This window comes from Agarivorans sp. Z349TD_8, assembly GCF_050870825.2.
In the GTDB taxonomy this organism is placed as follows: Bacteria; Pseudomonadota; Gammaproteobacteria; order Enterobacterales; family Celerinatantimonadaceae; genus Agarivorans.
In genome coordinates this window covers 369,139-384,766 of record NZ_CP194037.2, presented here as the reverse complement: position 1 = coordinate 384,766, position 15,628 = coordinate 369,139, and the positions used below count along the sequence as shown (strand labels likewise).

10 protein-coding genes are annotated in these 15,628 nt (G+C 47.8%); 7 read left to right on the top strand and 3 right to left on the bottom strand.

Annotated features, from left to right (window positions below; all coding sequences use genetic code 11):
* Window positions 1-352: 352 nt before the first annotated feature.
* The 7 genes from ACRRS1_RS01660 to ACRRS1_RS01630 all read left to right on the top strand — a co-directional run bounded on the left by ACRRS1_RS01660 (window position 353) and on the right by ACRRS1_RS01630 (window position 11,373).
* Window positions 353-2,260 carry a bifunctional 5-dehydro-2-deoxygluconokinase/5-dehydro-2-deoxyphosphogluconate aldolase gene (locus ACRRS1_RS01660; protein ID WP_432468532.1) on the top strand — a complete coding sequence of 636 codons (1,908 nt, stop codon included), beginning with the start codon at window positions 353-355 and terminating at the stop codon, window positions 2,258-2,260.
* A 12-nt stretch (window positions 2,261-2,272) separates the two neighbouring features.
* Window positions 2,273-4,126 (top strand): 3D-(3,5/4)-trihydroxycyclohexane-1,2-dione acylhydrolase (decyclizing), encoded by a 1,854-nt coding sequence (gene iolD, locus ACRRS1_RS01655; protein WP_432468533.1) that lies wholly within the window; start codon window positions 2,273-2,275, stop codon window positions 4,124-4,126.
* A gap of 16 nt (window positions 4,127-4,142) precedes the next feature.
* Window positions 4,143-5,039: a myo-inosose-2 dehydratase gene (gene iolE / locus ACRRS1_RS01650; protein WP_432454930.1), complete on the top strand. Its 897-nt coding sequence runs from the start codon at window positions 4,143-4,145 to the stop codon at window positions 5,037-5,039.
* 19 nt (window positions 5,040-5,058) lie between these two features.
* On the top strand, window positions 5,059-6,570 hold the full coding sequence (locus ACRRS1_RS01645; RefSeq protein WP_432454931.1) for a CoA-acylating methylmalonate-semialdehyde dehydrogenase: 1,512 nt from the start codon (window positions 5,059-5,061) through the stop codon (window positions 6,568-6,570).
* Window positions 6,571-7,072: 502 nt separating this feature from the next.
* Entirely contained in the window at window positions 7,073-7,237 is a 165-nt protein-coding gene (locus ACRRS1_RS01640; RefSeq protein WP_439036003.1) for a transposase, read from the top strand.
* Between the two features lie 39 nt (window positions 7,238-7,276).
* Entirely contained in the window at window positions 7,277-7,471 is a 195-nt protein-coding gene (locus ACRRS1_RS01635; protein WP_439036002.1) for a transposase, read from the top strand.
* Window positions 7,472-9,204: 1,733 nt separating this feature from the next.
* Window positions 9,205-11,373: a methyl-accepting chemotaxis protein gene (locus ACRRS1_RS01630; RefSeq protein WP_432460698.1), complete on the top strand. Its 2,169-nt coding sequence runs from the start codon at window positions 9,205-9,207 to the stop codon at window positions 11,371-11,373.
* Window positions 11,374-11,514: 141 nt separating this feature from the next.
* Here ACRRS1_RS01630 and ACRRS1_RS01625 read toward each other — a convergent pair whose 3' ends face one another.
* Genes ACRRS1_RS01625 through ACRRS1_RS01615 form a run of 3 tightly spaced genes read right to left on the bottom strand, consistent with a single transcriptional unit; the run spans window position 11,515 to window position 15,587 of the window.
* Window positions 11,515-13,440: a DNA topoisomerase III gene (locus ACRRS1_RS01625; RefSeq protein WP_432468535.1), complete on the bottom strand. Its 1,926-nt coding sequence runs from the start codon at window positions 13,438-13,440 to the stop codon at window positions 11,515-11,517.
* Between the two features lie 51 nt (window positions 13,441-13,491).
* Window positions 13,492-14,637: a glycerate kinase gene (locus ACRRS1_RS01620; RefSeq protein WP_432454935.1), complete on the bottom strand. Its 1,146-nt coding sequence runs from the start codon at window positions 14,635-14,637 to the stop codon at window positions 13,492-13,494.
* Between the two features lie 50 nt (window positions 14,638-14,687).
* Window positions 14,688-15,587 carry a LysR family transcriptional regulator ArgP gene (locus ACRRS1_RS01615; protein WP_432468536.1) on the bottom strand — a complete coding sequence of 300 codons (900 nt, stop codon included), beginning with the start codon at window positions 15,585-15,587 and terminating at the stop codon, window positions 14,688-14,690.
* Window positions 15,588-15,628 lie beyond the last annotated feature (41 nt).

Sequence of the window (15,628 nt, the reverse complement as noted above, 5' to 3'; positions counted from 1 at the left end):
GAAATTTATATTCCATTTTGGAAATAACATCTAACCAATTGATTTTCATTCTTTTAAAGTGGTAAATAGTAATTACGGGGATTTATTATTGTTACCAACAAATCTTTGTGGAATTTTCATTCCACTTATTAAAGTCTCGTTTTAGGCGATAATTGCGAGTCAAAAATGAAATCATTTGCCCTTCGATTTTATGCTAATGAACGAAAAACAGATCACCGATCACACTTCAGATTAAATATTTCGAGTTAATTTTGATTCGAAACATATATTTCATATAGGGTGTAAGATAAAGCGGATGCTAGCTAAGTATCCTAGGTGAGAAACCAACACGTTTTTAAGGAGTGACGAAACAATGAAGGCTCTTGATAAGAAGCTTGATCTGATTTGTATGGGGCGAGTGGCGGTTGACTTCTATGGTCAACAAATAGGCGCACGTTTGGAAGATATGGGCTCTTTTTCCAAATACTTAGGCGGATCTTCCGGGAATGTCGCCTATGGGACCGCCCGCCAAGGACTGAAGTCTTCAATGTTCGCACGGGTTGGTGATGAACACATGGGACGTTTCTTACGTGAAGAACTACAGCGTGTGGGCGTTGATACCAGTCACCTTATCACCGATAAAGAACGCCTCACAGCACTAGTTATTTTGGGTATTAAAGATGAAGACACCTTCCCGCTCATTTTCTATCGTGACAACTGCGCTGATATGGCGATTCGTGCAGATGATGTCGACGAAGGCTATATTGCCTCCGCCCGATGCTTAGCAATTACCGGGACTCACCTGTCTCACCCAAACACACGCGAAGCCGTAATAACCGCTCTCAAATATGCGCGTAAACACGGCGTAAAAACCGCACTGGATATTGATTATCGACCGGTGCTTTGGGGCCTTACATCACTGGGTGATGGAGAGACACGCTTTATCGAATCAACGGAAGTTACCCGCCAATTACAAGAGGTATTAGGTTTATTCGACCTGATTGTCGGGACAGAGGAAGAGATCCATATTGCCGGAGGGTCAACCGACACCCTTAGCGCGTTAACAAGCGTCCGTGAAGTATCCAATGCAACGCTTGTTTGCAAACGCGGAACCTTGGGGTGCTCAATATTTACCGAAGCTATCCCCAACAATCTAGATGCAGGTATTAACGCCTTAGGCGTACAAGTGGATGTATTAAACGTACTTGGCGCTGGCGATGCCTTTATGTCCGGCTTATTACGCGGTTACCTAAATGATGAAAGCTGGCAACAAGCGGGCGCTTACGCCAATGCCTGCGGCGCCTTAGTGGTGTCACGCCACGGTTGCGCGCCAGCGATGCCTAGTAAAGAAGAGCTCGATGATTATCTGTCGCGTGCCGCAGCAGTGCCACGTCCAGATTTAGATCCACACTTAAACCATCTCCACCGCGTCACTACCCGCGATAGAAGCTGGGGAGAGTTATGCATATTGGCCTTTGATCACCGGATCCAGTTTGTCGAAATGGCGCGTGAAGCAGGTGCCGACCTCAGCCTTATTGCTCCCCTAAAGCAATTGATTTTTAAAGCTTGCCAAGAAGTTACCGCAGAAGCAGAGCTACAAGGAAAAGCGGGCATTCTATGTGATAGCCGCTTTGGTCAAAGGGTATTAAATGAAGTCACCGGAAGCGACTGGTGGATTGCCAGACCGGTAGAGCTTCCAGGTTCACGACCACTGGCGATGGAACACGGCAATATTGGTTCACAACTCATCGAATGGCCGCTGGAGCACATCGTAAAATGTTTAGTGTTCTTTCATCCAGAAGATGCCCACCCACTGCGCCTCGCACAGGAGAAGCAGATCCAAGAGGTGTACGCCGCCTGTTGTCAATCGGGCCATGAAATGCTGTTAGAAGTCATTCTACCCGCCGATATGGCTCGTAATGACTCGCTGTACCTGCGCGCCATGCAGCGCTTCTATAACTTGGGGGTGAAACCAGATTGGTGGAAACTTCCACCCATGCAAAGCGACAGCTGGCAACAAATTGAAACGCTCGTCGCAGAACGCGATCCCCACTGTCACGGGGTGGTCCTACTTGGTCTAGATGCACCCGAAGAAGAATTACGAGCAGGCTTTAATCAAGCCGCACCCAGCAAACTAGTTAAAGGCTTTGCGGTGGGGCGCACCATTTTTGGCAAGCCTGCACAAGCTTGGCTGGCGGGGGAAATTGGCGCCCAACAACTGAACCAACAGATCAAACGCAATTACCATAGCCTAATACGCATGTGGCGTGAACGCGGCTAAGAGGAAATTCAGATGACAACAGCAAAAACCGTGCGTTTAACCATGGCTCAAGCCTTGGTGAAGTTTATGCAGGCACAGAAAGTTGAGATTGACGGTGAAATTCAAGCGATTTTCCACGGGGTATTTGCCATTTTTGGCCACGGTAATGTCGCCGGACTAGGCGAAGCCCTGTATCACGTCAACGACAGCTTACCAACTTATCGAGCCCATAATGAACAAGCGATGGCCCACAGTGCCATCGCTTTTGCTAAAGCGAATAATCGCCGACGCATGATGGCCGCAACCAGTTCGGTCGGTCCAGGGGCTCTGAATATGGTCACCGCAGCCGCTCTCGCCCATGTAAATCGGCTGCCGATTTTACTGTTACCGGGTGATACCTTTGCCACTCGCGAACCCGATCCGGTATTACAGCAAATCGAAAACTGGAGCGATGCCACCATCACGCCCAACGATTGCTTCAAACCGGTCAGTCGTTTTTTCGATCGCATCACCCGGCCAGAACAATTGCTCAACAGCTTACCGCAAGCGATGCGAGTACTCACCGATCCGGTCGAATGTGGACCAGTCACCTTGGCGCTACCACAAGATGTGCAAACCATGGCCTTTGACTACCCCGACCATTTCTTTGCCGAGAAAATTCATCATGTTCGCCGCATGGGAGCCGACGAATTTGAACTAGCCCAAGCAGTGGCGTTGCTACAACAGGCCAAGCAACCACTGGTGATCGCAGGAGGAGGGATTCACTACTCCGAAGCCACCGCCGAATTTAAAGCCTTTGTCGAAGCTTATCAGCTGCCAGTTGGTGAAACCCAGGCAGGTAAGGGTGCTTTACCTTGGGATCACGTCTGCAATCTGGGGGCGATTGGCGTCACTGGTTCCGAAGCCGTCAACCACCTGGCCAAAGAAGCCGACGTGGTGATTGCTGTTGGCACCCGTTTGCAAGACTTTACCTCTAGTTCGCGGGCCTTGTTCAAGGCCGATGCTCGCATCATATCCATTAATATCAACGGCTTCGACGCCAGCAAACATTACAGCCAAGCCTTGGTTGCAGATGCTAAACGGGTTCTACCGCTGCTACAAACGGCATTAGACGGTTGGAGCAGCACTGCCGACTGGCGCGACCAAGCCGAACAGTACCGTCAGCAATGGAATCAAACCGTATCGATTGCCATGACCGATCGCCACAGCTCTCTGCCTACCGATGCAGAAGTGATTGGGGCGGTGAACCGCAGCGCTGGCGAGCAAGATATCGTGGTATGTGCCGCCGGTGGCTTACCCGGTGAACTGCATAAGCTATGGCGTACCCGCTACGACAAAGGTTATCACCTCGAATATGGCTTCTCTTGTATGGGCTACGAAATTGCCGGGGGTCTTGGGGTTAAAATGGCAAAACCAGAATCGGAAATCTTTGTGATGGTCGGCGACGGCTCTTACCTAATGCTTAATTCTGAAATTGCCACTTCGGTGATGCTGGGGCTGAAGCTGATTATTGTGGTTCTTGATAATCGCGGTTATGGCTGTATCAACCGTTTACAACAAGCTTGTGGCGGCGCCGGGTTTAATAATCTACTGCAAGATTGTAATAGCGTCGAACAGGGTGCCCCAAAAACCGATTTTGCGGCGCATGCCCGTTCGTTAGGTGCACAGGCTGAGCAAGTGACCAACATTTCAGCGCTTGAACAAGCTTTACTGCGCGCGAAGGCTTCTCCCATCAGCTATGTGATTAGCTTGGACACCGATCCACTTAGCACCACGGAATCGGGCGGTTCCTGGTGGGAAGTGGCGATACCGGAAGTCTCGGTTCGCGAACCCGTTCGCGCCGCACGTCAACGCTATGAAGCAGCAAAACAACGTCAAATAATTTAATAGGAGGGCAGCAATAATGACCGTACAAATTGGAATTAACCCACTCACCTGGACCAATGATGATCTACCGTCTTTAGGTGCCGAAACCCCCTTAGAAACTTGCCTCTCAGAAGGTGTATTAGCTGGTTTCAGTGGATTTGAGTTGGGAAATAAATTCCCTCGTGAAGCTAGTGTGTTAGGCCCCATTCTTGCTCAACACCAGCTTCAATTAGTCTCGGGGTGGTATTCGGGAGAGCTGCTAAGCCGTAGCGTGGAGCAAGAAATTGAGGCAGTTCAAGACCATCTCACCTTACTTCGCGAACTCGGGGCCAAGGTGATGGTATTTGCCGAGGTCACCCACTGTATCCACGGTAAACAGGACACCCCAGTCCACCTTCGTCCGCAATTCCCAGCCGAGCAATGGCAGGACTATGGTAAGAAGCTCACCGAATTTGCACGCTACACCCGAAGCCAGGGGGTTCAGGTTGCCTATCACCATCATATGGGAACGGTGATTGAATCAGCCGCAGATATCGACCAACTAATGCAACACACCGGGGATGAAGTCGGCTTATTACTGGATACTGGTCATCTTGTGTTTGCTGGTGACGACCCGCTGAAAGTCGCTAAAAAATGGGCCCATCGGATCAATCATGTCCATACCAAAGACATTCGTCTGGATATCCTCGCTGATGTTAAAAACCGTAAAACCAGCTTTCTTGACGCGGTCCTAGATGGTGTTTTTACCGTTCCCGGAGACGGTGGTGTGGACTATCCGCCGATTCTGCAAGTCTTGGCTGCACATCAATATCAAGGCTGGCTGGTGGTCGAAGCAGAACAAGATCCTGCCATTGCGCATCCCCTCACCTACGCCAAGTTGGGTTACAAAAATCTCAATCAAATGGCCGCTGATGCTGGCTTATTCAATCACTAGGGCCAACTAAGGATTAATAATGGAAACCGTTCAGAATTTTATCCACGGTCAAATCCGTGAAACTCGCAGTCAGCGCTTGGCTGCTATCTACAATCCCGCGACTGGCGAGCAGACTAAACAAGTCGCCTTAAGCAGTGCGGAAGAAACTAGAGAAGCGATTGCCGCTGCCGAAAATGCCTTTCCTGCGTGGGCCAAAACTTCGCCTTTAAAACGCTCTCGAGTGATGTTCAAATTTAAAGGCTTACTGGAACAAAACATCGATCGCCTAGCTCGCGTGATCTCCAATGAACACGGTAAAATATACTCCGATGCCGTCGGCGAAGTCACTCGGGGTTTAGAGGTGGTTGAATTTGCTTGTGGTATTCCACATTTACAAAAAGGCGAACACTCTGCCAATGTCGGAACGGGTGTGGATAGTCATTCCTTAATGCAGCCGCTGGGAGTTTGCGTCGGGATTACACCATTCAACTTCCCCGCAATGGTGCCGATGTGGATGTTCCCGATCGCACTGGCAACCGGTAATAGCTTTGTACTAAAGCCTTCGGAAAAAGATCCCTCACTCAGCCTGATCATGGCAGAACTGCTCAAAGAGGCGGGACTCCCCGATGGCGTGTTTAATGTAGTCAACGGCGATAAACAAGCGGTCGATGTGCTATTAAGCGACCCTCGCGTGCAAGCGGTCAGCTTTGTTGGTTCCACCCCGATAGCCGAATATATTTACGCTACCGCATCTGCCCATGGTAAACGTTGTCAGGCCTTAGGCGGCGCCAAAAATCACTGTATCTTGATGCCCGATGCCGATCTGGAAATGGCAGCGAGTGCCATCATGGGAGCCGCTTTTGGCGCCGCAGGTGAGCGCTGCATGGCCCTGTCAGTGGCGGTTGTAGTTGGCGATGAAATTGGGGATGCCTTGCTTGAAAACCTGCAACATAAAATCGCCCAGATGCGAGTTGGTCCGGGCATTGTCGATGGACCAGAAAACGACATGGGGCCGGTGATTTCCGAACCACATAAGCAGAAGATCTATCAATATATCAGCTCAGGGGAAAGCCAAGGGGCAAGCATTGTGGTAGACGGTCGAAACTTCAGCGTAGCTGGTCACGAGGCTGGTTATTTTGTGGGCCCAACTCTGATCGATCAGGTCACCCCGGAGATGACCCTCTATCAAGAAGAAATTTTTGGTCCGGTACTGGCAATTGTGCGTGTCAGCGATTACGACACTGCTCTGGCCCTAATCAATCGTCATGAGTACGGCAATGGCACCGCTATCTTTACCCGTGATGGTGAGACCGCCCGTCAGTTTAGTGAAGATGTTCAAGTCGGGATGATCGGCGTGAATGTGCCCATTCCAGTACCGATGGCCTTCCACAGTTTCGGGGGCTGGAAGCGCTCTATTTTTGGGCCGCTCAATGTCCACGGCAACGACGGAGTGCGCTTTTATACCCGTATGAAAACAGTTACCAGTCGTTGGCCAACTAGCGTCCGTTTAGAGCAACATAGCAGCACGTTTGTAATGCCAACCATGGATTAGTGAACCAAGCTGTCGTCCACGACTCATCAATACCCGGTTTACCGGGTATTTTTATCGGTAGCCGAAGAGAAATGCCCATCACTTTTAACTGATGGATAACGTAAACGGAGGCCAAAACCAGACGACGCATACACTGCCGTTCAGCAGGTTTCATATCACGCCTGTGACGGTTTATGCTCCCTACATCAAAGACGGTCTCAACTGATAATTCTTCAAAATCAACCAGCCTAATATCGATCGACCAGTCAAATCCTAGCCAGAGATGACAAACGGCGTTGTTGCCTAAATTAGAATGAACCTTTCGGGCTTTCCGCGATCTGATCGTTAAACCGCTACATTTAGGTCGTGCCATAGACAAAGTAAAAAGCAACATCATTAACGGGAAGCAATACAACATGGCCTTAACCTAGTGAGGTTTAATTACTGTTGGCTGAATGAGTCAACACGCAACTGGTCGTCGAGATCGCGGCGACACCGATAGTAATACCGCCATCGGCACGGCATGGCATGCACTGCACTGATGATAGAAACTATGTTTAAGCTTCCGCTTGGCACCTTGGTAGGCCTTATCAACTCTCTATTCCTACTGATGAATGTCGACCTTCAATCACCTGACTACAGCTGTATTCGTAAACCAACGAAAACCGTGAATGTGAGCTATCGCTGACGCAATAGAGGCCCAATTAACCTCCTCGTGATTGATTCAATGGACCTAAAAGTGTTTGCTGAAGGCGAATCGAGGGTTCGCAAGCATGGAAAGGAAAAGCGCCGAATATGGCGTAAAGTTCATCTTGCTGTCGATGCAGATACACATGAAGTGGTGAGCATGGTGGCTTCGCTCAATTCAGAGCATGATGGCAACGTTTATCGACACTCTCAAATCCGCTTCGTCGTAAAATAATCCAAGTCTCAGCAGATGGTGTCGATGCGACCAAGCACTGTTATACGCGATTGAAACGCAAAGGCGTTATTCCTGCCATCCCGCAAGCAAAAACGCCAGTTGCAGGGAAGAAAGCCCCCCCTTGTAGTCAAGAGCTTAAAGCGCTAAAGAATGAAATGCTGAAGAGTGGAAAAACCAATCGGGCTACTATGAGCGCTCATTATCCGAGACGGCGATGCACCGTTACACACGGCTGCTAAGTGGAAAACAGAGCTTGTGTCATTACAATACGCAAGTGGGAGAAATGATGGCAAGTGTAGGGGCGGTAAACAGAATGACGAGTCTAGATATGCCTGTTCGTCAGGTAACTGGCTAAATAGCGGAACAGCCTAGGATGGCTGCGCCTTAAGCTGGGAGTTGACCAACAACGCCACTGAAGTGGCCAATGAGAGTGAGGATTCAGCGTCATTTAGATGCATCTGATAGTGATAAATTATTTTAGGAAACAACGCAGTCAATTTAGATTCAATAGCGAAATTAGATCCAACAATTAAATACCAACCAGTAAGAAATTAAAAACCTATAAACCGAACTAAAAATAAAACAAACAGCAAATAAAAAATCATTCGAGCACTCACAAGAACTAGTAAAAACAATTAACTAGCAACTCACCTGTATCGATAAGTTTACATTATATATTTATATAAACTAAGTGCAGCATACAAGTGAAAGAATACTTCCACGCGAATAAATTAATGTAACGATTAAAAAAATCAATTACAAATAAATAAAAAATCAAACAAAAACAATGAATTAGATTAAAATTAACTTGACTCAATAATTATAAATCAAGCCTGATTTAACTTGCTTGATGCCTATTATCCACTTCATTATAAAAACAAAATCGTCATTAATTATGTGTTTTCTATACAAATAAGTTAAGGCCGCTGATGAAAAGCAAAGATAGGCGTACTTAGAAACGAAGAGGGGGGTTGGCGAGTTAAAAAAATATAGATATAGTTAAAATCATTAATATTTTGGTTTTTGTTAAGATACTTAGCTTCTACATTTATCAAGCTATAAAACGTTCATTACCAAATGATGAACCGATTCACCCAAATATATAAGCCAAAAATTATTATCATCGTTCATAGGGAATATTCGAAATATTAGGTGATTTGATTACAAGGCGAGATAAATACAATAAATTCATCCACAAAAAGATATAAAAAATTTAATTTATTTTGTAGCCGCCGACTAAAAGTATATTTACTTAAATAAATATGGACATTAATCAAAAATAAGGAGGGCCTATCAATCATAGATATTCTGGGCTCAATAAATAAGCGAACAGGAGTTCGACTACCTGAAGTAAACCTGACGTTAATTTACTCATTCGGCTAAGCAAAGTACACCAAACGAAGCTTATGACTAGGTCTATTTATCTTTGTAAATTGTTGCGTTGTTAAAGGCATAGTTAGGCCATCCAGTAAGCTCTGTAAAGCCTTCTAAAGTAACGATAAACACTAGCTAAAGTTCGACAAGAAGTTGCGTTACACCTTTCTTATAAAGAAAGGCTTGAGCAATACTGACTGAACTCTAGGCATACTCATCTGAGTGATGAAATCGCTCTTATCTCGAACAAAAATGGATCACGAAAGACCAATAGGCTTAAAGCCCACAGCTTTAATTAAATGGATTAAACCGCACGCATATTCGGTTTATTATTGATCATGGATATAGGCTATTTTTTTATGAAATTACAATCGATTCAATCAAAAATTGCACTCGTTGCTGGTTCCTGCTTATTAATCTCGGCAGGGATCTTAGTCGCACTGAGTGTCTATTCAGCATCTTCATCTCAGCAATTGGTATCAAAAAAAGTCTCAGCCTTAGTGGAAGATGCCGCCCTAAAGCAGCTCGGCGCAACGGCATCAAACTATGCGGAATCAGTCAGCCGCCGCTTAGAAGAAGGATTAAGCGCAGCTAGGGCTTTAGCGAACGCCGCCTCTGCCGCTAAATCCGATGATATGTCTCATCACACCACCACCATAGATCGCCCCGTATTTAACGACATATTATTGGAAGTCTTAAAAAGTAACCCCGACTTAAATGGTACTTATAGTTGCTGGGAGCCCAATGCATTTGATGGAAACGATCAGTTATTTAAAAATGGGAAAGACGGTAACAACGCTCAAACTGGACGCTTCACCCCTTATTGGACCCGTGATCATTCTGGCAAAACTGAGATTCAATCCTTGGTTGAATACGATTCGCTAGCCCAACATCCTAATGGCGTCGTCAAAGGCGCTTGGTATCAGGTGCCCAAAAATCAACGCCATGAAACGGTCACCGCACCATTACCTTACATCGTACAGGGCAAAAATATCTGGCTCGCGACGCTGTCGGTACCAATCAGCGCTAATGGCCAATTTCTTGGCGTAGTTGGCGCAGACTACGACTTGAGCTTTGTGCAACAGCTTAGCGAACAAGTCTCCAAACAGATTTATCAAGGAAATTCCAAGGTTTCGATTATTTCCGCACAGGGCTTATTTATTGCCAACAGTCGTCAGCCAAAGTACGTTGGTCAATCGATCTCCAATGTTTCAGGCCTGAATAGCCAACAAGTTATCTCAACCATCCAATCCGGTAAGTTAACCATTAATACAATCGAAGCGGATAATAGCTTACAAGTCTATGCGCCGATTACCTTAGGCCAAACTGGCGTTCAATGGGCTATCGTAATCACCATCGACAAAGACTTGGTGTTGGCCGAGGTTCATGCGCTATCCAAAACGCTTTCCGATAACAACCTCAGCGATATAAATTGGCAAGTCGGCGCGGGTTTAATCATTTCACTACTTGCCATCTTCGTCCTGATTGCTATGGCGAAAAAATTGACTCAACCGATCTTAAAAGCCGTTGAAATGGCTCAGTCGATTGCCAAAGGTAACTTTAAGCAGCGCTTAAATTTTAACAGTGCCGATGAAACTGGCCAGCTGTCGATGGCCCTCGATAACATGGCCGATAGTTTGCAACACCAGGTGGTAATCGCTGAGCGAATTGCCAAAGGTGACTTAGATCTCGAGGTCACACTCGCTTCTGAGCAAGACCAATTAGGTAAGGCTTTAGTGCAAATGGTCGGTGACCTGAACCAACTGGTAGGTCAGATCCGACAACGTTCTGAAGTCATTGGCGACAATGCCGGTAAAGTTTCAGATCTGAGTCATGATTTAGCCAGTGGCGCTACACAATCCGCCTCTGCGGTCACCGAAATTAGCGCCACAATCACCGAAATTGCTGCTCAAATCCGTCAAAGTTCAGGCAACGCGGACCGAGCCAATCAACTGTCAGTGCAATCGGTTAACTCAGCCAGCTCTGGCAACCAACTGATGACCGAGCTACAAGGTGCCATGAAAGACATCGAAAACTCAGGCAATGAGATCAACAACATCATCGACACCATCGAGTCAATTGCAGAACAAACCAATTTGCTGGCCTTAAATGCGGCCATTGAAGCTGCGCGAGCGGGCGAGCAGGGACGAGGATTTGCGGTGGTCGCAGACGAAGTGCGTAAGCTGGCCGCACGTAGTGCCGAAGCGGTACAGCAAACCGCGATATTAATCGATACTTCAGCCAAACACACCCAGCGCGGGATTGAACTGTCTCATCAAACTGGCAGCGCCTTAGATGCAATTGTAAAAGATGCTGGCGAAGTGGCGGTATTGGTGAATGAAATTGCCCAAGCGGCCAACGAGCAGGCCTCAGGCGCCGAGCAAGTCAGTCTGGGGATTAATCAAATCGACGAGGTAACCCATCAAAATAGCAATAATTCGGAGAGTTGTGCCAATGCATCCAACGAACTCTCTAGCGAATCTCGAGAACTGAATAATCTAATTCAGCAATTTAAACTCAAGTCTTAATTTATGGTGTAAGAGAATAAAATGGCCAACCATCAGTATTGGCCATTTTATTTGCCAAACAAAGCTCCCACAAGCTAACGTCCTCCACGAAAGAGCTAGTTTTCACATCACCATCAGTGTAACAAGAGCTCAATTGTAAACTCATTTTGCCGCCACCTTCTTCCGGTAATGGCTTCGCTTTCCCCTTCTAGCCGCTCCTTTAGCTGCGGGTTTGACTAAGCCGACAAAGGCTTGCGCATTAATGTTGGCACTGTGCTTAACCAAATCACTTAACTGCGCTTGCATACCTTGCATAAAGCCCTGATAACTTTGACTACGTTGGCTAATACCATTGAGCTGCATTTCCCAATGAGCAGTCATATCCGGCCAGGTACATAACTCAGGCAAAGCCATAACCAGAGCCTTGCCACTGTCGCTGGCATGAATTTGTTTAGCCTGACGCTGTAAAAAACCGCGCTTAAATAACAGTTCAATAATTCCCGCCCGAGTCGCTTCAGTACCTAAACCATCGGTTTCTTTGAGCACTGCTTTTAAGGCCGGGTCTTGCACATACCGCGCAATTCCAGTCATCGCCGCCAGTAGGCTAGCATCAGTGTAAACCTTAGGCGGCTGCGTTTGTTTATCGAGCACCACACCCTCGATACAGTGCAACGCTTGCCCCTGAGTTAAGGGCGGTAATAACGGCTCATCTTCAGTATTTTTTTTCTTGGGAAAGAGACTCTTCCAACCAAGCTCTAGCAGCTGATTGGCGCTGGCTTTAAACATCCCATCAGCAATCTGAATCAGCGCTTCGCTATGGGCATAACGATAGTGAGGGTAAAACTGAGCAATATATTGACGCGCAATCAATTGATATACCCGTCGCTCTGCCTCGCCAAGATTTTGCGCCAGATAGCGCTTTTCGGTGGGAATGATGGCGTGATGCGCATCCACCTTGGCGTCATTCCAGGCTTTACTTTGACGACGAGGCACCGCATCGTCAACCGCATCGGCCAAGTCACTGCTATTATTTTTAATCGCCGCCAGTACCTTGGGTGCGTCAGCATGATGTTGCTTGGGTAAATAGCGGCTATCGGAGCGAGGATAGGTAATCAGCGTATGCCGTTCATATAAGTTTTGACAGATATCGAGAACTTGTTTAGCGCTATAGCCGTAACGCTTCGCGGCATCGATCTGTAAGCTTGAAAGATTGTAAGGCAAGGGCGGCGCTTGTTGTTTATCTTGCTGCTTTAAACTTTGCAAGAAGGCAGCCTGAGCGCTGATCCGCTTCGCCACGTGCTCGGCAAGGGGACGACTAAGCACACGTCCTTCTTCGTCTTGATAGGGTTTACAGGCTTCGCTGGGCTGCCAAAAGGCGCTGAATAACTCACCGCTTTCGGTGCGCAGCTTCGCCTCCACTTGATAAAAAGGACGACTCACAAAATTTGCAATGTCCTGATCACGCCTCACCACCAAACCTAAAATTGGAGTTTGCACTCGACCCACCGACAGCACCCCGCCGTAGCCCTGCTGTTGCCCTTTTAAGGTATAGGCACGAGTTAAGTTAATGCCATACAACCAATCGGCGCGTGAACGGGCTAAGGCCGAGGTCGAGAGCGCGGCAAATTCTTGATTTAATTTTAGTTGTTTCAAGGCACGACTCACCGCAGCAGGGTTTAAGTCGCTTAACAGTAAACGCTGGCAGGACTTCTTCAGAGCCACCTTCGCCTTACAGTGCTCAATGACTAAATCCACCAACAACTGACCTTCGCGATCGGGGTCACCAGCATGCACCAACTCACCAGCCTGTTTAATCAAGCCCTTAATCACTCGCAGTTGCGCCGCCGTTTTCGATTTCGCTTGCCAGTGCCACTGCTCGGGAAAGATTGGTAAATGCTCCAAACGCCATTGCTTAAAACGAGCATCGTAGTGCTCCGGTTCTGCCTGTTCCAACAAATGGCCAATACACCAAGTCACACAATCGCCGTTGGCGAGCTGAATATAACCATTTAGCTTTTGCTGAGGCTTGGGTAATACCGCAGCAATCGCGCGGGCGAGGCTGGGTTTTTCTGCAATATAGAGACGCAAGGGCTACAACACCTGTTTGTTTATACAGTTATTGTAGCCAATACCAGCCACTTAGCCAAACATTTGTTGACTCAGCCTCAGCGTCGCAGCCACGTTACGAGCAGATACATAGAGGTTGGATTCCGCCTCGGCAAGTGCTTGCGGCAAACTACAAGTACCCGGAACGATGGAAAATACCGCATTAATACCATGTTCATGCACCACTTCGTAGCCGGGCAGCATCGCGCCAGCCAAGGCGATCACCGGCACCTGGTACTGCATCGCAATTTGCGCCGCACCATAGGGGGTTTTACCCGCGATGGTTTGACTGTCGATCCGCCCCTCACCGGTAATCAATAAATCAGCACCTTCCATGGCACTGGCTAAGTCCACAGCTTCGGTCACGATTTGTACCCCTGGACGCAGCTGAGCTTGCATAAAGGCCAACAATCCCGCCCCCATACCGCCTGCAGCGCCACTACCAGCGGTGTGCATAATATCGATGCCAAACTCACTAAACACCACTGCCGCAAAACGACCTAAGGCGGCATCAAGCTGCTTGACAACCTCTGGCGTTGCACCTTTCTGCGGGCCAAAAATAGCACTGGCGCCATGTTCACCACAGAGTGGATTATCGACATCACAGGCCACCTCTATTTCAACCTTAGCCAAACGGGGATCGAGACCAGAAATGTCGATGCTGGCGAGATCAATCAGCTCACCACCACCACGCTTTAAGGGTTTGTTAAAACGGTCGCGAAAATTAGCGCCCAAAGCTTGTAGCATGCCCACCCCAGCGTCGTTTGTGGCACTACCACCCAAACCAATAATCAACTTGGTAGCACCAGCATCGAGGGCGGCGCTAATCAGCTCTCCAGTACCATAGCTGGAAGTCTTACGTGGGTCACGCAGCGCATGATCCACCAGATGCAGACCCGAGGCTGCAGCCATCTCAATCACCGCGGTCTGCTTATCACCCAATACGCCAAAGAAAGCCTCAACCGGATTGCCACGCGGACCCGACACCAAAACAGGCATGATTTGTCCGCCTGTGGCATCAACCATCGCCTGCACGGTGCCTTCGCCACCATCGGCAAGCGGCACTTTCAGATAGTCGGCATTAGGGAAAATCTCTTTAAAACCTTGCTCAATCAGCTCTGCCGCTTCCATGGCACTCAGGCTTTCTTTAAACGAATCAGGCGCAATTACTATCTTCATCGGCTTTCCTTGTTCAGTTACAAATTAATGCTCAAACCCAGTCTCTAACCCTATTGTGGTAAACAAGTCTGAGTGTAGGCACGGATCTGTTCACTTAGCTGTCTCATTAACTTACCCGCTAATTGCCAATGATGCCAGTATAGCGGCACCCTAAGCTGAAAGTCGGGCAAAATGTTGACTAAACGCCCGGCCGCAAGGTGTTGCTCCATCTGCAAGCGCGGATTCAAACTATAGGCTCCACCAGCCAGTGCTAGCTCGATAAACGCTTCCGACGAACGCACCGTATGGCAAGGATATTGTCCTGGATGCAAAGCAAAGAGCTCTAACAAAAACTGAATATGCATATCGTCATGTTGATCAAAAGACATGGCTGGAGCCTGACTAAGACTACGCTGATCAACCCCATCGGAAAAATAACGTTGAATAAAATCGGGGGTCGCCACACATAGATATTCCATATACCCTAAAAAGTGGCTTTCACTTCCAGCGATTGCTTGCGCCTTGCTGGTAATACAGGCGAGCGCTTCGCCACTACGCATCCTTTGCCAAGTGCGCGATTCATCTTCTACATATAAATTTAGCTCGATTTGGGTACGTTGCAACAAAGGTCTTAAGGCGGGAATTAACCAACTGGCCAGGCTATCGGCATTCACCGCTAAAGGCATAGCCTGAAAAACCTGCTCGTCCACCTTGAGCTGTTGGCTTAATTCGGTTTCAAGCTGTAATACTCGTTGATAGTGGCCTAATAGTTGTTGACCTAAAGCCGTGGGTTGTAAGGGTTGAGCACGGATCAACAACGGTTGCCCCAGCTGACTTTCCAATAACTTAATCCGCTGCGAAACCGCCGACTGAGTGAGGTGTAGACGCTGCGCAGCCCGCTCAAAACTCTGCTCCAGGACGACCGCATCCAAAGCTTTTAGCAGCTTGTAATCAAAATCAGTAGAAGCCATTTACTCTCATTAGATATTTTAATTATCCATTAAAATTATTA

Coding starts and splice junctions, on each gene's coding strand:
- ACRRS1_RS01660 (WP_432468532.1), top strand. CDS start 353: ATGAAGGCTCTTGATAAGAAGCTTGATCTGATTTGTATGGGGCGAGTG.
- iolD (WP_432468533.1), top strand. CDS start 2,273: ATGACAACAGCAAAAACCGTGCGTTTAACCATGGCTCAAGCCTTGGTG.
- iolE (WP_432454930.1), top strand. CDS start 4,143: ATGACCGTACAAATTGGAATTAACCCACTCACCTGGACCAATGATGAT.
- ACRRS1_RS01645 (WP_432454931.1), top strand. CDS start 5,059: ATGGAAACCGTTCAGAATTTTATCCACGGTCAAATCCGTGAAACTCGC.
- ACRRS1_RS01640 (WP_439036003.1), top strand. CDS start 7,073: ATGGCATGCACTGCACTGATGATAGAAACTATGTTTAAGCTTCCGCTT.
- ACRRS1_RS01635 (WP_439036002.1), top strand. CDS start 7,277: ATGGACCTAAAAGTGTTTGCTGAAGGCGAATCGAGGGTTCGCAAGCAT.
- ACRRS1_RS01630 (WP_432460698.1), top strand. CDS start 9,205: ATGAAATTACAATCGATTCAATCAAAAATTGCACTCGTTGCTGGTTCC.
- ACRRS1_RS01620 (WP_432454935.1), bottom strand. CDS start 14,637: ATGAAGATAGTAATTGCGCCTGATTCGTTTAAAGAAAGCCTGAGTGCC.
- ACRRS1_RS01615 (WP_432468536.1), bottom strand. CDS start 15,587: ATGGCTTCTACTGATTTTGATTACAAGCTGCTAAAAGCTTTGGATGCG.